Raw genomic sequence first — 16,401 nt, 5'->3', positions numbered from 1 at the left:
CCGTTGCCAGCGCGGGCTTCATTTGGCTGAACAGAATTACCTTACGATCATGCGCTGCTGATCGCGCTGTTCGGCATAGCTGCCCTTGTCATAGGCGGTTTGAGCCTCAAGCTGTTCCTTGGTGAAGGTCGTGTAAAGATATTTGTTGCCGTCCTTATCGGTCATGAATTTGAGATTATCCATGCCGACCGCGACTTCCTTCTCGCCAATGCCGAGGAAGCCGCCGACGTCGACGATCACCGCGTCGGCCTTCTTGTCGGGCGCAAGCACGACATCGCCGATCTCGCCGACCCTGGCGTCGTTGGCGCCGTAGACAGTCGTGCCCTTCAGGTCATCGGCACGAATCTCGCCGACCGGCATCTCGGTCAACGTCGACTTGTCGATGGCGGCAGTCTGTGTCTGGTCGGGAGCCGAGGCGTCAGGGGTCGTCGCTGCCGGAGCTTCGGCGGTCTTGTCTGCCGGAGCGACAGCAGGAGCCGTGGTGTCAGAGGGCAGAGCTGCCGGAGCGGTGGCCGCCGGCGCATTTGAAGCCGTCGTTGCCGGCGCCGGATCATAGGCCTTTCGGTCGAAATCCGGCTGCGCCTGCAGCTCTTCCTTGGTGGTCTGGGCGACCAGCCAGCGGTCGCCATTCTTCTCGGCCCACTGCGCCTTGGAGAAGTCATAGGTGACGTTCTTGGCGCCGAGACCAAGGAAACCACCAACGCCGATGACAAGGGACTCGGCCTTGCCTTCCCTAGTCAGCACGATGTCATTGACGTCGCCGATATTCTGCGCGTCGTCGCCGGTGCCGTTATAGACGTCTTCACCGATGATGTTGGTGGCAAGGTTACCGTCCGCGCGCTTCACCGGTTCCGCCGGTGCGGCGTTCATGTCGGCCGGCTTTTGTGCCGTATCCGTCGTAGCGGGTGCCGTCGGTGCGGCCGCGTCAGTCGATGCCGCAGGTGCAGGGGCCGGACTGTAGGGCTGGCTGTCGAATTCCGCCTGAGCGGTCAACTCGTCCTTGGTCGTCTGGGCTACCAGCCAGCGGTCACCATTCTTTTCGGCCCACTGCAGCTTACCGTACTCGAAGGCGACGCTTTTGGCACCGACGCCCAGAAAACCGCCAACGTCGATGACAACGGATTTCGCCTGCCCATCCTTGTCGAAGACGACGTCGCTGACCTCACCTATGTTCTCGGCATCATCGCCGGTGCCGTTATAGACGGACTCTCCTATGATGTTGGTGACTATGCTGCCCTCTGCGCGGACCGCTGCGGCGCCTGTCTCCTGAACGGCGGGGCTCTGCGCGGGCGCTGGGGTCGTCGCACTCTGCGCATAAGCGCCGGTGGCGATCAGCGTTGCGAGTGCAGTGGTGGCTAAAAGATTGCGGATCATGATAGTCTCTCCTCGTGCCTGATCTCATGCGCCGCGTGTTCGTTGGAAAATCGGACGCGGCATCTACAGGTTCACAACGTTGTGACCAGTCTGTTGTTCCGACAAAACCGCTGCCGTCCGGGAATCGAAACCACAGAAATATCGGGCCGCCGGGCAGCCCACGCGTAGCTAGGGAACCTTTCCGTCGCCGCCGCGTTTCAGCCATCGGCTGGGTGTTGTCCCGGCCGCTTTTGGCTGACATGGTGGAGCGGGGCATGAAATTCGCAGCGGTGCTGAACCGGGATGGCGGCACTTTGCGCACCACCGACCTCGCCGCATTCTCCGACCGGATGCATCAGACGCTGGAGACGGCCGGTCACTCGCTCAGCATCGAGATTGTCGCCGGCAAGGACGTGGTGGAAACGCTCGACAGCGCGGCGTCGCGTCGCTCGGTCGACATCGTGCTGGCGGGTGGCGGCGACGGGACCATTTCCGCCGCGGCTGCCCGGCTGATGGGCACGAAGAAGGCGCTAGCCATATTGCCGGCCGGCACCATGAACCTGTTCGCACGCGGGCTGGGCATTCCGCAGTCGCTCGACGGCGCGCTGAAATCCTTCGCCGACGGCGAAATCATCGCAGTGGACGTGGCGACGGCCAATGGCCAACCTTTCGTGCACCAGTTCTCGATCGGCATGCATGCGAAGATGGTGCAACTGCGCCAGAAGATGGAGTTCGGTTCGCGGTTGGGAAAGATCCGCGCCTCGGCCAAGGCGGCTTGGGCGACGATCAACAATCCACCTGCGATGAATGTGACGCTCAGCATCGGCGAAGCCGAAATGGCGGCCCGCATCACCGGCATCGGCGTCACCAACAATTTGTTCGGCGAAGGCCATTTGCCCTACGCCGACAATCCGGCGGGCGGCGTGCTTGGTGTCTATGTCACGGTGGCGAAGCAGCGCGCCGAACTGGTCAAGTTCTTCTTCAACGTGGCGCGCGGCAAATGGCGCGACAACGAACATGTCGAAATCCACCAGACGAACAGAACGGTGCTGAGAATCCATTCGAGCAGCCGCAAGTTTCGCGCCGTCATGGACGGCGAACTGGTCAGGCTTGACCGTGAAACGGTAATCGAAATCCAGCCCGGCGCGCTGAATGTACTGGTGCCGACGAGCGCGGCCCAATCGAGAGCCGCATGATACGATGCGTTGCAACGAACAAACCGGCTTTAACCAGCAGGAGCCTGCTCGGTGGTGCTAGATGTGGGGACATGCTGTTCATCACTGGTTGGCGCCTTGATCAACACACCATAGATCTCGGCAACGCCCCACGCGGCAAACACCAAAAGCAATGCGGCGATCAGGATTCGAAATCCATGCCAGCCCCATCGCCCCTGCCGCGCCTTGTTTTCTGGAATGATCTTGGCCATGCTCGATCCCTGTCTCATACTGCACCAACTGGCGCGCTCGGCAAATCATGGTCGGGTAACGGTTCCTCGCTAGGATGGTTCCGGAAATGCGCCCTGGCCTTGCACCAGCGCAAGCATGGGGCGGCGAAGACCGGGACGAGGCAATTAGGGTGACTGGCAAGACGCAAACAACACCCGATCTGCCGGCCGAAGTTGCGCGCGCAGTCAAGGATGTTGACCGGCTCGCTGTGCTGCACGGGTTGGAGATGCTGGATACGGCGCCCGACCCCGATTTCGACCGGGTCAGCAGCCTTGCCGCGGCGGTGATGCAGGCGCCGATGGCCCTGGTCACACTCGTCGACCTCGAACGGCAGTGGTTCAAATCCTGCTTCGGCTTGGACGAGACCGAAACGGCGACCGACGTCTCGTTTTGCGCCCATGCGATTTCCGCCGGCGACGAGCCGATGGTGGTCGTGGATGCAACGACGGACCCCCGTTTCAAGACCAACCGGCTGGTCACCGGAAAACATCATGTCCGCTTCTATGCCGGCGCGCCGATGATCGTGGCAGGTGCCCGCATCGGTACTCTGTGCGTGCTCGACCGCGAGCCGCATGGTTTTCCATCCCGCGCCGAGCTCGACCAGTTGAAGGCGCTCGCCAGCCTCGCCGCCAGCCTGTTCACCCTCAAGGATGCAACCCGCAGCGGCGCGATCGCCGAGGCCGCACTGGTGCGCGAGGAAAAACGACGCGCCATCGCACTCGATGCGGCGTCGCTCGCCAGTTGGGCATGGGACATCCGCACCGATATCATCGAATGCGACACATTGATGTCGGAGCTGTTCAGCCTGCCGCGCTCCAACCGGCTGCGCGCACGTGACATCCTCGCCGCCATCGATCCGCGTGACGTCTACCAGACCGAAACCCGCTTTCGCGACGCCCTGACCGGCAGCGACGACTATTTCGGCGAATACCGGGTGAAGGGCTTTCATCCGCCGCGCTGGCTCGCCACGCGCGGCCGTGTGATCGAGCGTGACGGCGACGGCAAGCCGACATTGATCTTCGGCGTCAACTACGACATCTCCGAGCGCAAGCTCGGCGACGAACGGCAACGGCTGCTGCTGCGTGAGCTCAACCATCGCGTCAAGAACACTTTGGCGACCGTCCAGGCGCTGGCAACCCAGACCGTGCGCCACGCCCGCCAGCCAAGCCAGTTCCTCGAGGCCTTCGGCGCCAGGCTTCAGGCCTTGGGCATCGCCCACAATCTGTTGTCGGACCGCGAGTGGCGTGGCATCGGCATCAGTGAACTCGTCCAAATCGAGGTCAAACCTTTCGAAACGGCCGAGCAGCCGCGCATGACGATCTCCGGCGACGACCTGCTGCTGTCGCCCGACCAGGCCATCGGGCTTGGCCTGATCCTGCATGAACTCGCCAGCAACGCGCTGAAATATGGCTCGCTGTCGGTGCCGTCAGGCAGGGTCGACCTCGGCTGGAGGACGCAAGGCAGGAGGGATGCCCGGCGTCTTGTGCTGACCTGGCGCGAAAGCGGCGGCCCGCAAGTCGCTCCGCCGGATCGGCACGGCTTCGGCTCGATCCTCATTCGCCGCAGCCTTGCCAAGGTCATTTTCAGCGAAGTGACCCATGAATTCCGGCCGGAAGGCGTATTTGCCGAAATATCGATGCCCCTGGAAGATCTGTCGAAGTGACCTCCCGACAGGTCTATCTCCGCTCGCTCTCGTCCGGATCGTCGGATTTCACATTCTCGCGGTAGATGGCGTAGGCCGCGAGCGCCACGGCCGGCCCCAGAATGACGCCGAGACCGCCTTTTCCCTTAAGCAGGCTCGGCAGCACGGCGAGTGCGGCGGTGATGCCGATCGCCTTCATGTCGGCATTGCGGCGCCGCGCCCGGCGCCGGGCGCGCGAGCCTGCCGATATCCGGTAGACCAGCAGGACAACCCCGGCAAGCACCAGAAAACCGACGCCGAACCCCAGTGCCGCGGCAAGCGGCCCATAGCGCATCGCCGTCCAGATATAGGCCGCCCCGACAAGAAAGCCGAGACCGCAAAGTGCGGCGGCCATGGCGATCACATAGACGATTGCCGCCGTGCGCGCCCGGTATATGGCGGCCACGGTCTCCCCCGAGGCGAGACCCGAGATCAGGGTTGCCAGCATTCCCATCCGAAGCGCGACTAGCGACGCGCGATGAGCGCGAAAAGGAAGCCGACGCCGGCGGCGATCGCCAGTGACGTCACCGGCTTTTCGCGCACGCTTGCCATCATCTGCGCTTCAATGTCCTTGGCATTGCTGCGCAGGCTGTCAAAGGCTGCTTCGCCCTGCGCACGCAACTGCTCGACCCCTTCCGTGGCTGCGCGGCGCGCGGTGCCGTAACCATGCTCGCCGGTCTTGGCCAGTTGTTTGGTGAGCTTGTCGATGTCGGCCTTCAACTGCCTGATGTCGGCTTCCAGGTCCGCATTTGCACGGGCGTCGTTTGCGGTCTTTCCTGCGGCAGTGGCCATGGCTTAACTCCTTGTGATTGCTTGGTTTCAAACGCGCTGCCCGCCTCAAGGTTCCGGCATTGGGGACAAAGTAGCCGAAAACGCATCGGCGCGCACCCGGTCCGTCGGCTCCCGCAAAAGACGCTTCCTCAGATTAATGGCCGGCGCGCTTCACCCAGCCCTTCCCAGCCGGCGAGCCGCTTGAGGCCTTCATTGTCGGAGACCACGCAGCCGCCGTCGCGCCAGACGATCAGCTTGCGATCCATCAGCTTGCGGATCGTCTTGTTGGTGTGAACCAGCGACAGGCCGAGCGTATCGGCAATGTGCTGCTGCGTGATCGGTATCTGGACAGTTTGGTTGCCATTCAGTCCAACGACCTTGGCGCGGCCGCCGATGAAGGCGATGAGATAGGCAGCGCGCTCGATCGCACTGCGGCGCCCGAGGCTGAGCAGGTTCTCGTCCAGCATCCGCTCTTCACGCGATGCGATCCAGGTGATGTCATAGGCCAGCCCGGGATGATTGCGGTACAGCTCATGCAGATATTCGCGCTCGAAAACACACAGCAGCATCGGCGACAGTGCCTCCACGGAATGCTGCATCTCGCCCATCACACTGCCTTGCAGGCCGATCAGATCGCCGGGCATGAGATAGTTGAGGATTTGGCGGCGGCCGTCCCGCAACAACTTGTAGCGAAACGCCCAGCCGGAGAGCACGGTGTAGAGATGGGCGCTATGGCTTCCCTCCACCAGCACCGTGCCACCCTTTTCGACTGCGAGTTCGCCCTTCTTGAATTTGCTGATGAAGGCCAGTTCCTGTTTTTCGAAATCGCGGAAAATCGGCAACGGCCGCAATGGGCAGTTCTCGCAAGGATATTGGCTATTGTTCTGGACTGACATTTCGACCCCCTTCGAAAGCCCGCTCTTGGAGGAGCGCGTTTCCCGTTGCAAGGATTGAGATTCCGCCCGCTTGCCACATGTCTTTTTTAAATGACAGCAAGCGAATTAGCGATCATGACTCCGGCGTTTCAAGGAGTCTTTGCCTGTGCCCACATTGCTTGACGGATTGCGGATTCTGGTCCTGGAGGACGAATTTCTGATCGCCATGGATGTCGAGCAGCTTTGCCGCGACCATGGCGCCGATGAGGTGGTGATCGCCCGTGACCTGACCGAGGTCGATGGCCGCGAGGTCGCCACGCGATTCGATGCAGCCATTGTCGACTTGATGCTGGGCGGTGTCTCGACGATCGATTTCGCCTCCGGCCTGCGCGCGGCAGGCATACCTTTCGTGTTTGCGTCGGGCTATTCGGATGCAGAGGAGATCAAGGCATCGTTTCCGGGCGTCAGGCTGATTGGCAAACCCTATTCGGGTGAAGACCTCGTGCAAGCGGTCGCCGCGGCCTGCGGACGCGCTTGAGACACGATCGCGGTCAGCTTGCCGGCGAGCTCGTTACCTGGGCCGAAATTGCGTCCGGACCATACTCGTCCTCGCCTGATATTTTCAGGATCTCCTGCAAGCGCGTACGGGCTCGGCTGACGCGGCTCTTGATCGTCCCCACCGCGCAACCGCAGATCTCGGCGGCCTCCTCGTAGGAGAAACCAGACGCGCCGATGAGGATGATGGCTTCGCGTTGGTCCTCCGGCAATTGTTCCAGCGCCCCACGAAAATCCTTCAGGTCAAGCTGGCCGTGCTGAGCCGGATGAACGGCAAGCCTGGCCGTCATGATACCGTCGCTGTCTTGCACTTCGCGCCCGCGCTTGCGCATCTGCGAATAGAACTCGTTGCGCAGGATGGTGAAAAGCCAGGCCTTGAGGTTGGTGCCGGGCTGGAAGCTCTCATGCTTGTCCCAAGCCTTGACGAGCGTTTCCTGGACGAGGTCGTCGGCTTTATCGGCATTTTGAGTCAGCGACACGGCGAACGCGCGCAGACTTGGGATTGCCCCAAGCAGATCGGTCTTGAAGCCTTGGGAGACCGCGGCCATGCCTCAGTCCTTCTTCTGTGCGGGTTCAGCCTGTTCCAGCTGGCTAAGCAACTGGGAAAAGCGATCCGGCACATCGTCGGAGACCAGCGCGTCGTAATATTGTTTGAGTTTGCGTCCGATTTCGGAGTTCGGTCCAAGAGCATCACCAGAACCGTTCCGGAGCCTGCTCTCGGCGCCAGCCAGAATATCTTTCGTCATATCCTTCATTTTGCCCTTGTATTCCCAGCGCTCAAGCCGCTCTTATCATACTCAACACAACGCAAGCGGCGCCCTCGTCTGGTTGCCCATCCCGACCACAAACGCCACTCCCCGGCTTTTGTTCCGTCGAGGCGGAACTTTTTCAAAAAATCCGCGTTAACGTCAGGGCTTGCAGTCAGCTTGACCTATGCAATCACGTCATTCTGAGGGAGACGTCTTACCATGAGCTTATCCGCCACCATCGCACCACATCTGCCCTTCCTGCGCCGCTTCTCGCGGGCTGTTTCCGGGTCGCAAGAGAGTGGTGATGCGCTGGTAGCCGCGATGCTCGAGGCCATCATCGCCGATATCGAGATATTTCCCGAAGCATCGAGCGACCGCATCGCGCTGTACAAGGTTTTCGCCAAGCTGTTCACATCCGTCGCCATCCGCGTCCCGCAGGAGCAGGCGCAATCGGCGTGGGAACAGCGCACCGCCGCCAATCTGAATGCGATCGCGCCGCGGCCTCGTCAGGCCTTTCTGCTCGTGGCTGTCGAAGGCTTCAGCGAGGACGAAGCGGCTGAGATCCTCGACGTCGGCGACCAGGAGTTTTCAGAGCTGCTTGCCCAGGCGAGCAACGAGATATCCCGTCAGGTGGCAACCGACGTTCTGATCATCGAGGATGAACCACTGATCGCCATGGATATCGAAGAAATGGTAGAGAGCCTCGGGCACCGCGTCGTTGGAACGGCGCGCACCCATGCCGAGGCAGTGATGATGTTCGGCAAGACACGGCCGAAGATGGTGCTGGCCGACATCCAGCTTGCCGACGGCAGTTCCGGCATCGAGGCCGTGAACGAGATCCTGTCATCGACGTCGGTGCCGGTCATCTTCATCACCGCCTTCCCCGAGCGCCTCTTGACTGGCGAACGGCCGGAACCGGCCTTTCTGGTCACCAAGCCGTTCAATCCCGACATGGTCAAGGCGCTGATCAGCCAGGCACTGTTCTTTGACCGCCAGGCGAAAGCCGCCGCATAGTCGTGAATTGGGGAAGTGGTAATCGTGCCGCCTGATGCACGCGGGCGGCGACGGTGAAATTCCTGCGCGCTTCCTGCTTGAACGATTTGCAAGCTCGGTCTTTTTCGGCAAAGGGTGGGAACAAACCGCAGCCACCCACGTTTTTATCGCACCATTCGAAGGAGATGCATCATGCTTTACTGGGCGCTCGTATTTCTCGTCGTTGCGATCATCGCCGGCGCGCTTGGTTTCGGCGGCATCGCCGGTACATCTGCCGGCATAGCGCAGATATTGTTTTTCATCTTCCTCGCTTTCCTGGTCATTTCGCTTCTTGCGGGCCTGTTCAAACGGGCTTCATAACAACGAACGGCCGAACACTGGAAGCCGCACCCCTCAAACGGTTTCCAGCCACCGCCGGGCGGTGTCCTAAAGGACGCCGTCCGGCGGACCGTTTTTTGGCGGCGGTTCGGGAAACCTGTTTGGAACCCATTCACCGGTGAGCCGTTCAGCCTGAATTGGGTGGACAGTTTGGCCGATGGGTTCCAGGACCGGAAACAGGAAGGACGACGTGCAAAGCGATGAAGTCATCGCCCTCCATCCTGCCGAAAGCGGCATGCAGCTCGGCCGCGCCCTTCTTCACGCGTTGCACAATGCCGGCATTTCCGTTCTCTACCAGGATCGCGAGATGAAAACCGTATGGGCGCGCAACATGCGTGCGCCCTGGGTTTCGGACACCACCGACAGCATCGGTATTCTGCCGGAGGCGCAGGCCGACCGCATCGGCGCGGCCAAGCGCGACGTCATTGCATCCGGCAACCCCCAACGTCTCGAGATCAGCGTTCCCGTCGAGGATGGCAGCCGCTGGTTTGAGGTCTGGATCGATGCCGACCACGGCGACGGCGGCACGGTGCAAGGCGTCGTCACCACAATGGTCGAGACGACCGAGCAAAAGCGCCGCGAGCAGACCCTGACGACGCTGTTGCGGGAGGTAAGCCATCGCTCCAAAAACCTGCTGGCGATCATCCAGAGCATAGCCACCCAGACCGGTCGCTACTCCGACAGCATCGGCGATTTCCTGACACGCTTTCGCGGCCGGCTGCAATCGCTGGCTTCGTCCCAAGATCTCGTGACCTCTTCCAACTGGCGGGGTGCAGCACTTCGCGAACTCGTATCGGGCCAGGTGGGCCGCTACGGCGGCGATCCGGTTCGCAGCCTGAGATTTCAGGGGGCAAACCCCTATCTCAATCCCAACGCTGCCCTGCATATCGGCCTTGCGATGCATGAACTCGCCGTCAATTCGGTGAGCTATGGCGCCCTGTCGCGGCCCGATGGATTCGTCGATGTTACAGCTAACCTGACCGCCGCCGACACGGGAACCTCCCTGTCCCTGACATGGGCCGAGGCAATCGGAGCCAGTGATGTTAGGCGTAGCGAGAAGCGCTTCGGCAGCGTCGCACTCGAACGGGTCGTGCCGACGTCGCTGAACGGAACGGCGACGCTCGAAATCGCGGCTGGCCGTCTCGAGTACCGCCTTGTCGTTCCGCACGGCAATTTCGAGACGGATTGAGCGACCCGAGCTTCCTTAACCAGCTGTTCACCATAAAAGCAGATGCTGTTTTTCCCAGATACCGCTGGAACTTGTTGCATCACCGAACATTTCCGCAGCAGGATTGCAGCATGGTGCGGGAGGAATGCCTTGACGGTTGCCGACATGAACAGACTGGAGCAGGCCGCCCGGATTTCCATGGGCGAGTTTGAGGACTCCGAGGCATCCGCGCCACCGCTGGCCCCTGTTCCCAATGGGGCCTTGCGCCTTGTCGCGCTGGGCCTGCTGGCCGTGATCGCGGTGGTCGCCCTGTACCAATTGGTCTGAGGCCAGCTCGTTTCGGCCGGTGACAGAATTGATTGTCGCCCTCTTACTTCCCTGCCCGGCCCAGCGAGCCAGGAACTTTGGCGAATGTAGACCGTTACTATGGCGAGAGGACTTCCCGCCATGGAACATATCGCTGCATTGCTGCTGGTCATCGGTTGCTCGAACACGATGGCCGACTGCCGTGAACTCCAGGTGCCCAGAAGCGTTTTCGCGAGCGCCGAGCAATGCGTGGCCGAACGCCCGTTCGCCTTGGGCGACGTGCAAGGGCAGGCTGACAACATCGTCGCCAAATGCCTTGCCGTCGATCCGGCGCTTGAAGACGACTATGATAAGATCGTCTGGAATGTGCGCGCCGATGGTACGCTTGACGCGTCTTTGGCAATTTCCAGCCTCGTAATGGCGTCGAACGCGGCACGCCCAGAAAAAGACTATCTTCACCAACAATAGATTGCAGCAGCAAAGGCCGTCATTTCATGCTAAATGGCAGCTGGAGCTTTACCAAGTGAGGACAAAAAGTGAGGAGTGACTCTATGCGGAAGATGATTATTGCACTGGTTGCGGTGGTTGCCGTCAGCGGCTGCACCTCGACCGAGCAGGACGTGGTTGGCGGCGGCTTGATCGGCGCCGGTGTCGGCGGCTTGGTCGGCGGCGGCAAGGGCGCGCTGATCGGCGCGGCCGTTGGTGCCGGTTCCGGCCTGCTGGTGCGCAACCTGCGCAACGGCTATTGTCAATATCGCGATCATCGCGGCCGGATCTACACGGCTCGCTGCAACTAATTCGGCGATAATCGAAACGTGGATCCGGAGGCCGGTCCGCTGGCCTTCGGATTTTTCATGTCTGGACGCTTGATCCTTTTCGGGTGAAGGTCGCGCTCAGTTGGCGAGTGGAATTTTGATTTCAACGTTCAGCCCATTGGCCTGGTAATCGCGTTTGATCGTACCGCGCAGCTCCCGCGTCACGTTGAGATCGATCAGCTTGGTGCCGAATCCGGTCTTGGCTGGCGCTTCGAGTTTCGTCTGCCCGTTTTCGCGCCAATTGAGAGCCAGCGTCCTGTCGCGCCCGCGCCCTTCGACCGACCAGTCCACTTTCAGCGCGCCGACGGAATTGCCGGCTTCGCCGTATTTCAGCGCATTCGTCGCCAGTTCGTGGAAGGTCAGGCCGAGCGCTTGCGTCGTGGTTTCGTCGAGCAGCACCTGCGGCCCTGACAGCAGCCCCTCGGGCAGCTCCTTGCCGAACACCTGGCCGAGTTCGATGCGCAGGAGATCGCCAAGATCGGCCTTCTGCCAGCGCGAGCGCGTCAGCATGTCCTGGGACGCCGCCATAGCCTGCAGCCTGGCCGAGAAGGATGCGGAAAACTCGTTGACGTCGGTAGCCCGCGATGCCGTCTGGCGCGCGATAGCCAGCACCCTGGTGATCGAATTCTTGATGCGATGCTTCATCTCCTGCAGCATCAGGTCTTTTTCGATCAGGCTCTTTTCCGTCGTTTCGTGCAACCGCGACGCTGCCTCATAGGCCCGCTCCTGATAGCGCGCCACCAGCGCGATGGCGCCCGCCAACAACAGGCCGAACAGCCCCAGCATCACCGGAATGGCGCGCGACGACGGCTGCGAGAAGGCGCTTGTCGGCCGGAACAGGACAGTCCATGGCCGTCCGGCGACGATGATCTTTCGGGTGACCAGCAGCCTGTCGCCGAAAGTCGACGCCGGCGGCGTCTCCGACCGGAACAGCAGATTATCGCCGTTCACGGCACCATCGCCATCATAGATTTCGGTGTTGACCGGCAGCAGCGGCGACCGGCTGAGCGCGGTCTGGAACAGATCGCGAGCCCGAAAGGCCGCATAGAGAAAACCGGCCGTCGAGGATCTCGAAGCATTGATGACGTCGGGAGCGGTTTCGACATTGAGCCGCACGAAAACGAAGAAGCCGGTGAACGTCTGCGCGGCGCCCGTGTCCTGGCCCAGCTGCACCAACCCGCTGGCGTGCTGCTGGTCGTCGGACATCGTCTTTTCGATCGCCACACGCCGCACCGGTTCGCTGAACATGTCGTAGCCGATGCCGGCTTGGTTGGATGGATCCAGCGGTTCGAACAGCACGATAGGGGTACGCCAGGATTGCGTGGTATCCGGGTAGATTGGATGACTGACGCCATAATCGTGCAGCATATCGCGTTCGACCGTCGCCTCGTCGCCCGCCTTTGCCAGCCTGAGGAAACCGATGCCGCGCAAGCCGGCGAAATTCTTGTCGACATCGAGCGCGTTGAAGAACGCCTTGAACTCATTGCGAGAAATATCGCCATTGCGGGCGTCGAACAGGGCCTGCGTCGAGCGCAGCAGCGACAGATGCAGGTCGATGCGGCTCTCGATCCGGTTGAGCGCATCGTCGGCAGTCGCCTCGAACTTGATGCGCGCGGCTTCCTGCGTGGCGAAATAAGCAAAACCTGCCATCACCATGCTGATCAGCGCGACGGCGATAAAGGCGATGATCGGAAAAAGCTTCTTCAACGGATCGTGCGGTCCCTGAGCGATGTCGGACCTTTATGGGCAAGTCGCCGTGCCAACACAATGCCAAGGCCAAGCCATCCTTACGGCTGGCATATCACGTGTCCGGCAACCGCGATCTGGCTCGATCTCAGGCCGCTATCTTCAGCGCGCCCGGTCCGGGAATGGCGCCCGGCGGGCATTTGCCCAGAATGATCATCCCCAGCACCTCGTCCTGGGTGACATCAGTGGTGCGGGCGGTGCCGACGACCTGGCCATTCTTCATGACGCAGACCCGGTCGGCAAGCTCGAACACATCGTGGATGTCGTGGCTGATCAGGAAGATGCCGATGCCGTCGGACTTGAGCTGCTTGACCAGTTCGCCGACCTGCGCCGTTTCCTGCGGACCAAGCGCCGCCGTCGGCTCGTCCATGATCAGGATGCGGGCGTTGAACAGGATCGCACGCGCGATCGCCACCGATTGCCGCTGGCCGCCCGACAGCTTGATCACCGGCTCCTTGAAGCGCTGGAAGCGGGGATTGAGCCGACCCATCACCTTGCGTGCCTCGGCCTCCATGGCAACGTCGTCGAGCGTGGCCCAGGCGGTCATCAACTCGCGGCCGAGGAACAGATTGGCGGCGGCGTCGACATTGTCGGCCAACGCCAGCGTCTGGTAGATCGTCTCGATGCCGTATTTCTTGGCATCGCGTGGATTGGAGATCGATGCCTCCTCGCCGTTGACGAAGATCTGGCCCGAATCGCGCTTGTAGGCGCCGGACAGGATCTTGATCAATGTCGACTTGCCGGCGCCATTGTGGCCGAGCAGCGCCACGACCTCCCCGGGGAAAAGATCGATCGAGGCGTCGTCGACGGCGCGGATGCCGCCAAACGCGATCGAGATGTTCCTCATGTCGATCAGCGCGGTGGCTGTAGGAGCAGTCTTGTCAGTCATGGCATGCCCTCCTAGACGCGCTTGCGATAGACGGTGTCGAGCCACACGGCGATCACCAGTACGGCGCCGACGACGATGCTCTGCAGCGGCGAATCGACGCCAAGCAGCACCATGCCGGACTGCAGCGACTGCATCAGCAGGGCGCCGAGCATGGCGCCGATGATCGTTCCCGACCCGCCGGCAAGCGACGTGCCGCCGATCACGGCGGCTGCAATGACCAGCAGCTCGTCGAGCGTTCCAAGCACGTTGGTGGCCGAATTCTGCCGGGCCGAGGAGATCGCTGCGGCGATCGTGGCCAGCACGCCCATGATCATGAACACCTTCATGGTGATCCAGCGCGTGTTGATGCCGGCGAGATTGGCCGCCTCGGGATTGCCGCCGATAGCGAAGACATAGCGGCCGAAACGGGTGCGGTTGGTGATGAAGGTCATGACCAGCCCGACGGCAACCGCCATCAGCACCGGTATGGCGATACCGTGGGCGATGAACAGGCCGCCTTCGGGAACGGTGATGTTGTTGGCAGCCGCATATCTGTTCACGATGCCGATCGGCCAGGGATAGGAATTGGCGAGCCAGACCGCGCCCATGATGGCGCCGCAGGTGACGACTCCGAGCAGCGTCTCGGCCCAGATCGGACGTAGCGGAAACCGGAAACGCTTGCGCTGTACCCGCCCGTTGAACAGCCCAAACACCACGGCGAGGCAGGCGACAATCCCGACGACCCAGCTCCAGGTCGCGCCGATCGATCCCGCCGGCCCGCCGCCCATCAGCTGAAAAGTGGCGTCAAGCGGCGCCACGGTCTGGCCTGACGTGACCCACCAGGCCGCACCGCGCCAGACCAGCAGGCCACCCAGCGTCACGATAAAGGCGGGCACTTCGAGATAGGCGATGACGAAGCCTTGAAAGGCGCCGATCAGCAGGCCGAGCGCCAGGCCGATGACCAGCGCCAGGACCCAGATCCACGGATTGCCGAGTTCGAGCCCGACAAAGCGCACCAGGAAATGCACCTGGGCAAACCCCATCACCATGCCGATCAGGCCCTCGGCGGAACCGACCGACAGGTCGATGTTGCGCATGACGATGACCAGCACCATGCCGCAGGCCATGATGGCAACCGCGGATGTCTGCACCGACAGGTTCCACAGATTGCGCGGCGTGAGAAAGGTGCGGCTGTCGAAATCGAGCGGGTTGACGCCGAGGCGCAGGCTGGAAATGACATGCAGCCCAATCCAGATGACCAGCAGCGCGCCGATCATGCCGAGCATGCGGGTATCGATCTCGGTCGCCTTCAGGAACCGGGCGACGGCCCCGAGTTCCGACGCGCGCGCCGTATCGGCCTGTGGGTTGGACGTCGTATCGGTCATGATTTCCTCCCACCGACTGGCCGTCTGACGCGTATACCGGAGCCCAGCCTAGAAGCTATCCGCATGATGCGGAAACACAAAAGTCTTTGAGAAAACGCCGCGGCTTTTGGGCCGCGGCGTTGAGAATGCAGGCACAAGCCAGCTTTTAGTTGCAGGCCGCGACGGTGCCGGCAGCGACGCCCGTGCAGACTTCTTCCTTCTTGATCCAGCCAGCGTCGATGACGAGGTTGAGATTGTCCTTGGTGATGGCAATCGGGGTCAGGAACAGCGACTTGACGGTGTTGCCGCCCGGCGTCGTGAAGTCCTTGGCGCCGGCAATGTCGCCGGTCTTCTTGCCGTCTGCGAGCTGCGAAGCGATCTCGGCGGCGGTCTTGCCGAGCTCACGCGCGTCCTTCCATACCGAAACGGTCTGCGTGCCGAGCGCGATACGGTTCAGCGCGGCGTGGTCGCCGTCCTGACCCGAGACCGGCACTGTGCCGGCAAGGCCTTGCGCCGTCAGCGCCGCGACGACGCCACCGGCGGTGCCGTCATTGGCCGCGACCACCGCGTCGACCTTGTTGTCGTTGGCGGTCAGGAACTGTTCCATGTTCTTCTGGGCGTTGGCGGGCAGCCAGCCATCCGTGTAGGCTTCGCCGACATTCTTGATCTTGCCGCTGTCGATGGCTTCCTTGAGCACTTCCATCGAGCCCGAGAACAGGAAGTCGGCATTGGGATCGGCACCGGAGCCCTTGATGAAGACGTAGTTGCCTTCCGGCTTGACCTTGAACACTTCGCGGGCCTGCATGCGGCCGACTTCCTTGTTGTCGAAGGTCAGATAGAAGACGTCCTTGTTTTCGATCAACCGGTCATAGCCGACGACCGGAATGCCTTCGTCCAGCGCCTTCTGCACCGCAGGGCCGATGGCCGAGGCGTCCTGCGCCAGGATGATCAGCGAATTGGCGCCCTGCGAAATCAGGCTTTCGACATCGGTGAGCTGCTTGCCGGGATTGGACTGCGCATCGGCGGAGATGTACTTGTCGCCGGCGGCCTCGATCGCCGTCTTCATGGCGGCCTCGTCGGTCTTCCAACGCTCTTCCTGGAAATTGGACCACGAAACGCCGACGACCTTGTCCTTCGCCTGCGCGACAGACGCGAGCGTCAGCGACATGGCGGCACCCGCCAGGATGGCGGCTGTGAATCTTTTCATATTATCCTCCCTGCGCCGCGTATGGCGCGACCAAACTGACCCGAGGGCCGGCACAGAAGCCCTATTTTTTCGAGCCTCGAAAAAACACTGGGCCAACGTCCGAACGCTGTCAACATCGATTCTGATG

Annotated in this window: 20 protein-coding genes; 9 read left to right on the top strand and 11 right to left on the bottom strand. The window is 61.8% G+C overall.

What is annotated here, in order from left to right; all coding sequences use genetic code 11:
- Positions 1–36 precede the first annotated feature (36 nt).
- Positions 37–1,374: a PRC-barrel domain-containing protein gene (locus NKJ11_RS21565; protein ID WP_352794245.1), complete on the bottom strand. Its 1,338-nt coding sequence runs from the start codon at positions 1,372–1,374 to the stop codon at positions 37–39.
- 254 nt (positions 1,375–1,628) lie between these two features.
- Between NKJ11_RS21565 and NKJ11_RS21560 the strand changes: the two genes are divergently transcribed.
- Positions 1,629–2,549 carry a diacylglycerol/lipid kinase family protein gene (locus tag NKJ11_RS21560; protein ID WP_352554482.1) on the top strand — a complete coding sequence of 307 codons (921 nt, stop codon included), beginning with the start codon at positions 1,629–1,631 and terminating at the stop codon, positions 2,547–2,549.
- Positions 2,550–2,578: 29 nt separating this feature from the next.
- On the opposite strand, the gene NKJ11_RS21555 is transcribed toward NKJ11_RS21560, so the two are convergent.
- Positions 2,579–2,779 (bottom strand): hypothetical protein, encoded by a 201-nt coding sequence (locus tag NKJ11_RS21555; protein ID WP_352794244.1) that lies wholly within the window; start codon positions 2,777–2,779, stop codon positions 2,579–2,581.
- A gap of 149 nt (positions 2,780–2,928) precedes the next feature.
- Here NKJ11_RS21555 and NKJ11_RS21550 point away from each other — a divergent pair, with 149 nt between their 5' ends.
- Positions 2,929–4,461, top strand: coding sequence for a sensor histidine kinase (locus tag NKJ11_RS21550; RefSeq protein WP_352794243.1), 1,533 nt, complete (start codon positions 2,929–2,931; stop codon positions 4,459–4,461).
- A gap of 13 nt (positions 4,462–4,474) precedes the next feature.
- On the opposite strand, the gene NKJ11_RS21545 is transcribed toward NKJ11_RS21550, so the two are convergent.
- The 3 genes from NKJ11_RS21545 to NKJ11_RS21535 all read right to left on the bottom strand — a co-directional run bounded on the left by NKJ11_RS21545 (position 4,475) and on the right by NKJ11_RS21535 (position 6,146).
- Positions 4,475–4,933, bottom strand: a complete 459-nt coding sequence (locus tag NKJ11_RS21545) for a hypothetical protein (RefSeq protein WP_352554484.1) — start codon at positions 4,931–4,933, stop codon at positions 4,475–4,477.
- A gap of 11 nt (positions 4,934–4,944) precedes the next feature.
- Positions 4,945–5,271 (bottom strand): ElaB/YgaM/YqjD family protein, encoded by a 327-nt coding sequence (locus NKJ11_RS21540; RefSeq protein WP_023811001.1) that lies wholly within the window; start codon positions 5,269–5,271, stop codon positions 4,945–4,947.
- 128 nt (positions 5,272–5,399) lie between these two features.
- Entirely contained in the window at positions 5,400–6,146 is a 747-nt protein-coding gene (locus tag NKJ11_RS21535; protein WP_352794242.1) for a Crp/Fnr family transcriptional regulator, read from the bottom strand.
- A gap of 205 nt (positions 6,147–6,351) precedes the next feature.
- On the opposite strand from NKJ11_RS21535, the gene NKJ11_RS21530 reads away from it, so the two are divergent.
- Positions 6,352–6,663, top strand: a complete 312-nt coding sequence (locus tag NKJ11_RS21530; protein WP_050592687.1) for a response regulator — start codon at positions 6,352–6,354, stop codon at positions 6,661–6,663.
- Between the two features lie 13 nt (positions 6,664–6,676).
- Here NKJ11_RS21530 and NKJ11_RS21525 read toward each other — a convergent pair whose 3' ends face one another.
- Positions 6,677–7,228, bottom strand: a complete 552-nt coding sequence (locus NKJ11_RS21525) for an RNA polymerase sigma factor (protein WP_013529285.1) — start codon at positions 7,226–7,228, stop codon at positions 6,677–6,679.
- Positions 7,229–7,231: 3 nt separating this feature from the next.
- On the bottom strand, positions 7,232–7,435 hold the full coding sequence (locus NKJ11_RS21520) for a NepR family anti-sigma factor (RefSeq protein WP_352794241.1): 204 nt from the start codon (positions 7,433–7,435) through the stop codon (positions 7,232–7,234).
- A gap of 213 nt (positions 7,436–7,648) precedes the next feature.
- Here NKJ11_RS21520 and NKJ11_RS21515 point away from each other — a divergent pair, with 213 nt between their 5' ends.
- The 6 genes from NKJ11_RS21515 (at position 7,649) to NKJ11_RS21490 (ending at position 11,071) form a co-directional block, all read left to right on the top strand.
- On the top strand, positions 7,649–8,443 hold the full coding sequence (locus NKJ11_RS21515; protein WP_023810997.1) for a response regulator: 795 nt from the start codon (positions 7,649–7,651) through the stop codon (positions 8,441–8,443).
- Positions 8,444–8,614: 171 nt separating this feature from the next.
- A complete protein-coding gene (locus NKJ11_RS21510) occupies positions 8,615–8,782 on the top strand; it encodes a DUF1328 domain-containing protein (RefSeq protein ID WP_013529282.1) in 168 nt (55 codons plus the stop codon).
- A gap of 175 nt (positions 8,783–8,957) precedes the next feature.
- Complete coding sequence (locus tag NKJ11_RS21505) at positions 8,958–9,989, top strand: sensor histidine kinase (protein ID WP_164893021.1); 1,032 nt, start codon at positions 8,958–8,960, stop codon at positions 9,987–9,989.
- Between the two features lie 129 nt (positions 9,990–10,118).
- On the top strand, positions 10,119–10,295 hold the full coding sequence (locus NKJ11_RS21500) for a hypothetical protein (RefSeq protein WP_127295168.1): 177 nt from the start codon (positions 10,119–10,121) through the stop codon (positions 10,293–10,295).
- A 120-nt stretch (positions 10,296–10,415) separates the two neighbouring features.
- Entirely contained in the window at positions 10,416–10,742 is a 327-nt protein-coding gene (locus NKJ11_RS21495; protein ID WP_023810995.1) for a hypothetical protein, read from the top strand.
- 83 nt (positions 10,743–10,825) lie between these two features.
- Positions 10,826–11,071 carry a YMGG-like glycine zipper-containing protein gene (locus tag NKJ11_RS21490; protein WP_023810994.1) on the top strand — a complete coding sequence of 82 codons (246 nt, stop codon included), beginning with the start codon at positions 10,826–10,828 and terminating at the stop codon, positions 11,069–11,071.
- A gap of 96 nt (positions 11,072–11,167) precedes the next feature.
- On the opposite strand, the gene NKJ11_RS21485 is transcribed toward NKJ11_RS21490, so the two are convergent.
- The 4 genes from NKJ11_RS21485 to xylF all read right to left on the bottom strand — a co-directional run bounded on the left by NKJ11_RS21485 (position 11,168) and on the right by xylF (position 16,274).
- Positions 11,168–12,796, bottom strand: coding sequence for a CHASE domain-containing protein (locus tag NKJ11_RS21485; protein ID WP_352677409.1), 1,629 nt, complete (start codon positions 12,794–12,796; stop codon positions 11,168–11,170).
- 127 nt (positions 12,797–12,923) lie between these two features.
- Positions 12,924–13,724: an ATP-binding cassette domain-containing protein gene (locus NKJ11_RS21480; RefSeq protein ID WP_352772815.1), complete on the bottom strand. Its 801-nt coding sequence runs from the start codon at positions 13,722–13,724 to the stop codon at positions 12,924–12,926.
- An 11-nt stretch (positions 13,725–13,735) separates the two neighbouring features.
- The gene (locus NKJ11_RS21475) at positions 13,736–15,088 is read right to left on the bottom strand and encodes a sugar ABC transporter permease (protein WP_224698718.1); all 1,353 of its coding nucleotides are present in this window, start codon (positions 15,086–15,088) and stop codon (positions 13,736–13,738) included.
- Between the two features lie 145 nt (positions 15,089–15,233).
- Positions 15,234–16,274: a D-xylose ABC transporter substrate-binding protein gene (gene xylF, locus NKJ11_RS21470; RefSeq protein WP_023810990.1), complete on the bottom strand. Its 1,041-nt coding sequence runs from the start codon at positions 16,272–16,274 to the stop codon at positions 15,234–15,236.
- Positions 16,275–16,401: the final 127 nt, after the last annotated feature.

Source organism: Mesorhizobium sp. M0243 (genome assembly GCF_040321775.1).
Lineage (GTDB): Bacteria > Pseudomonadota > Alphaproteobacteria > Rhizobiales > Rhizobiaceae > Mesorhizobium.
This window is presented reverse-complemented; position numbering and strand designations above follow the sequence as displayed.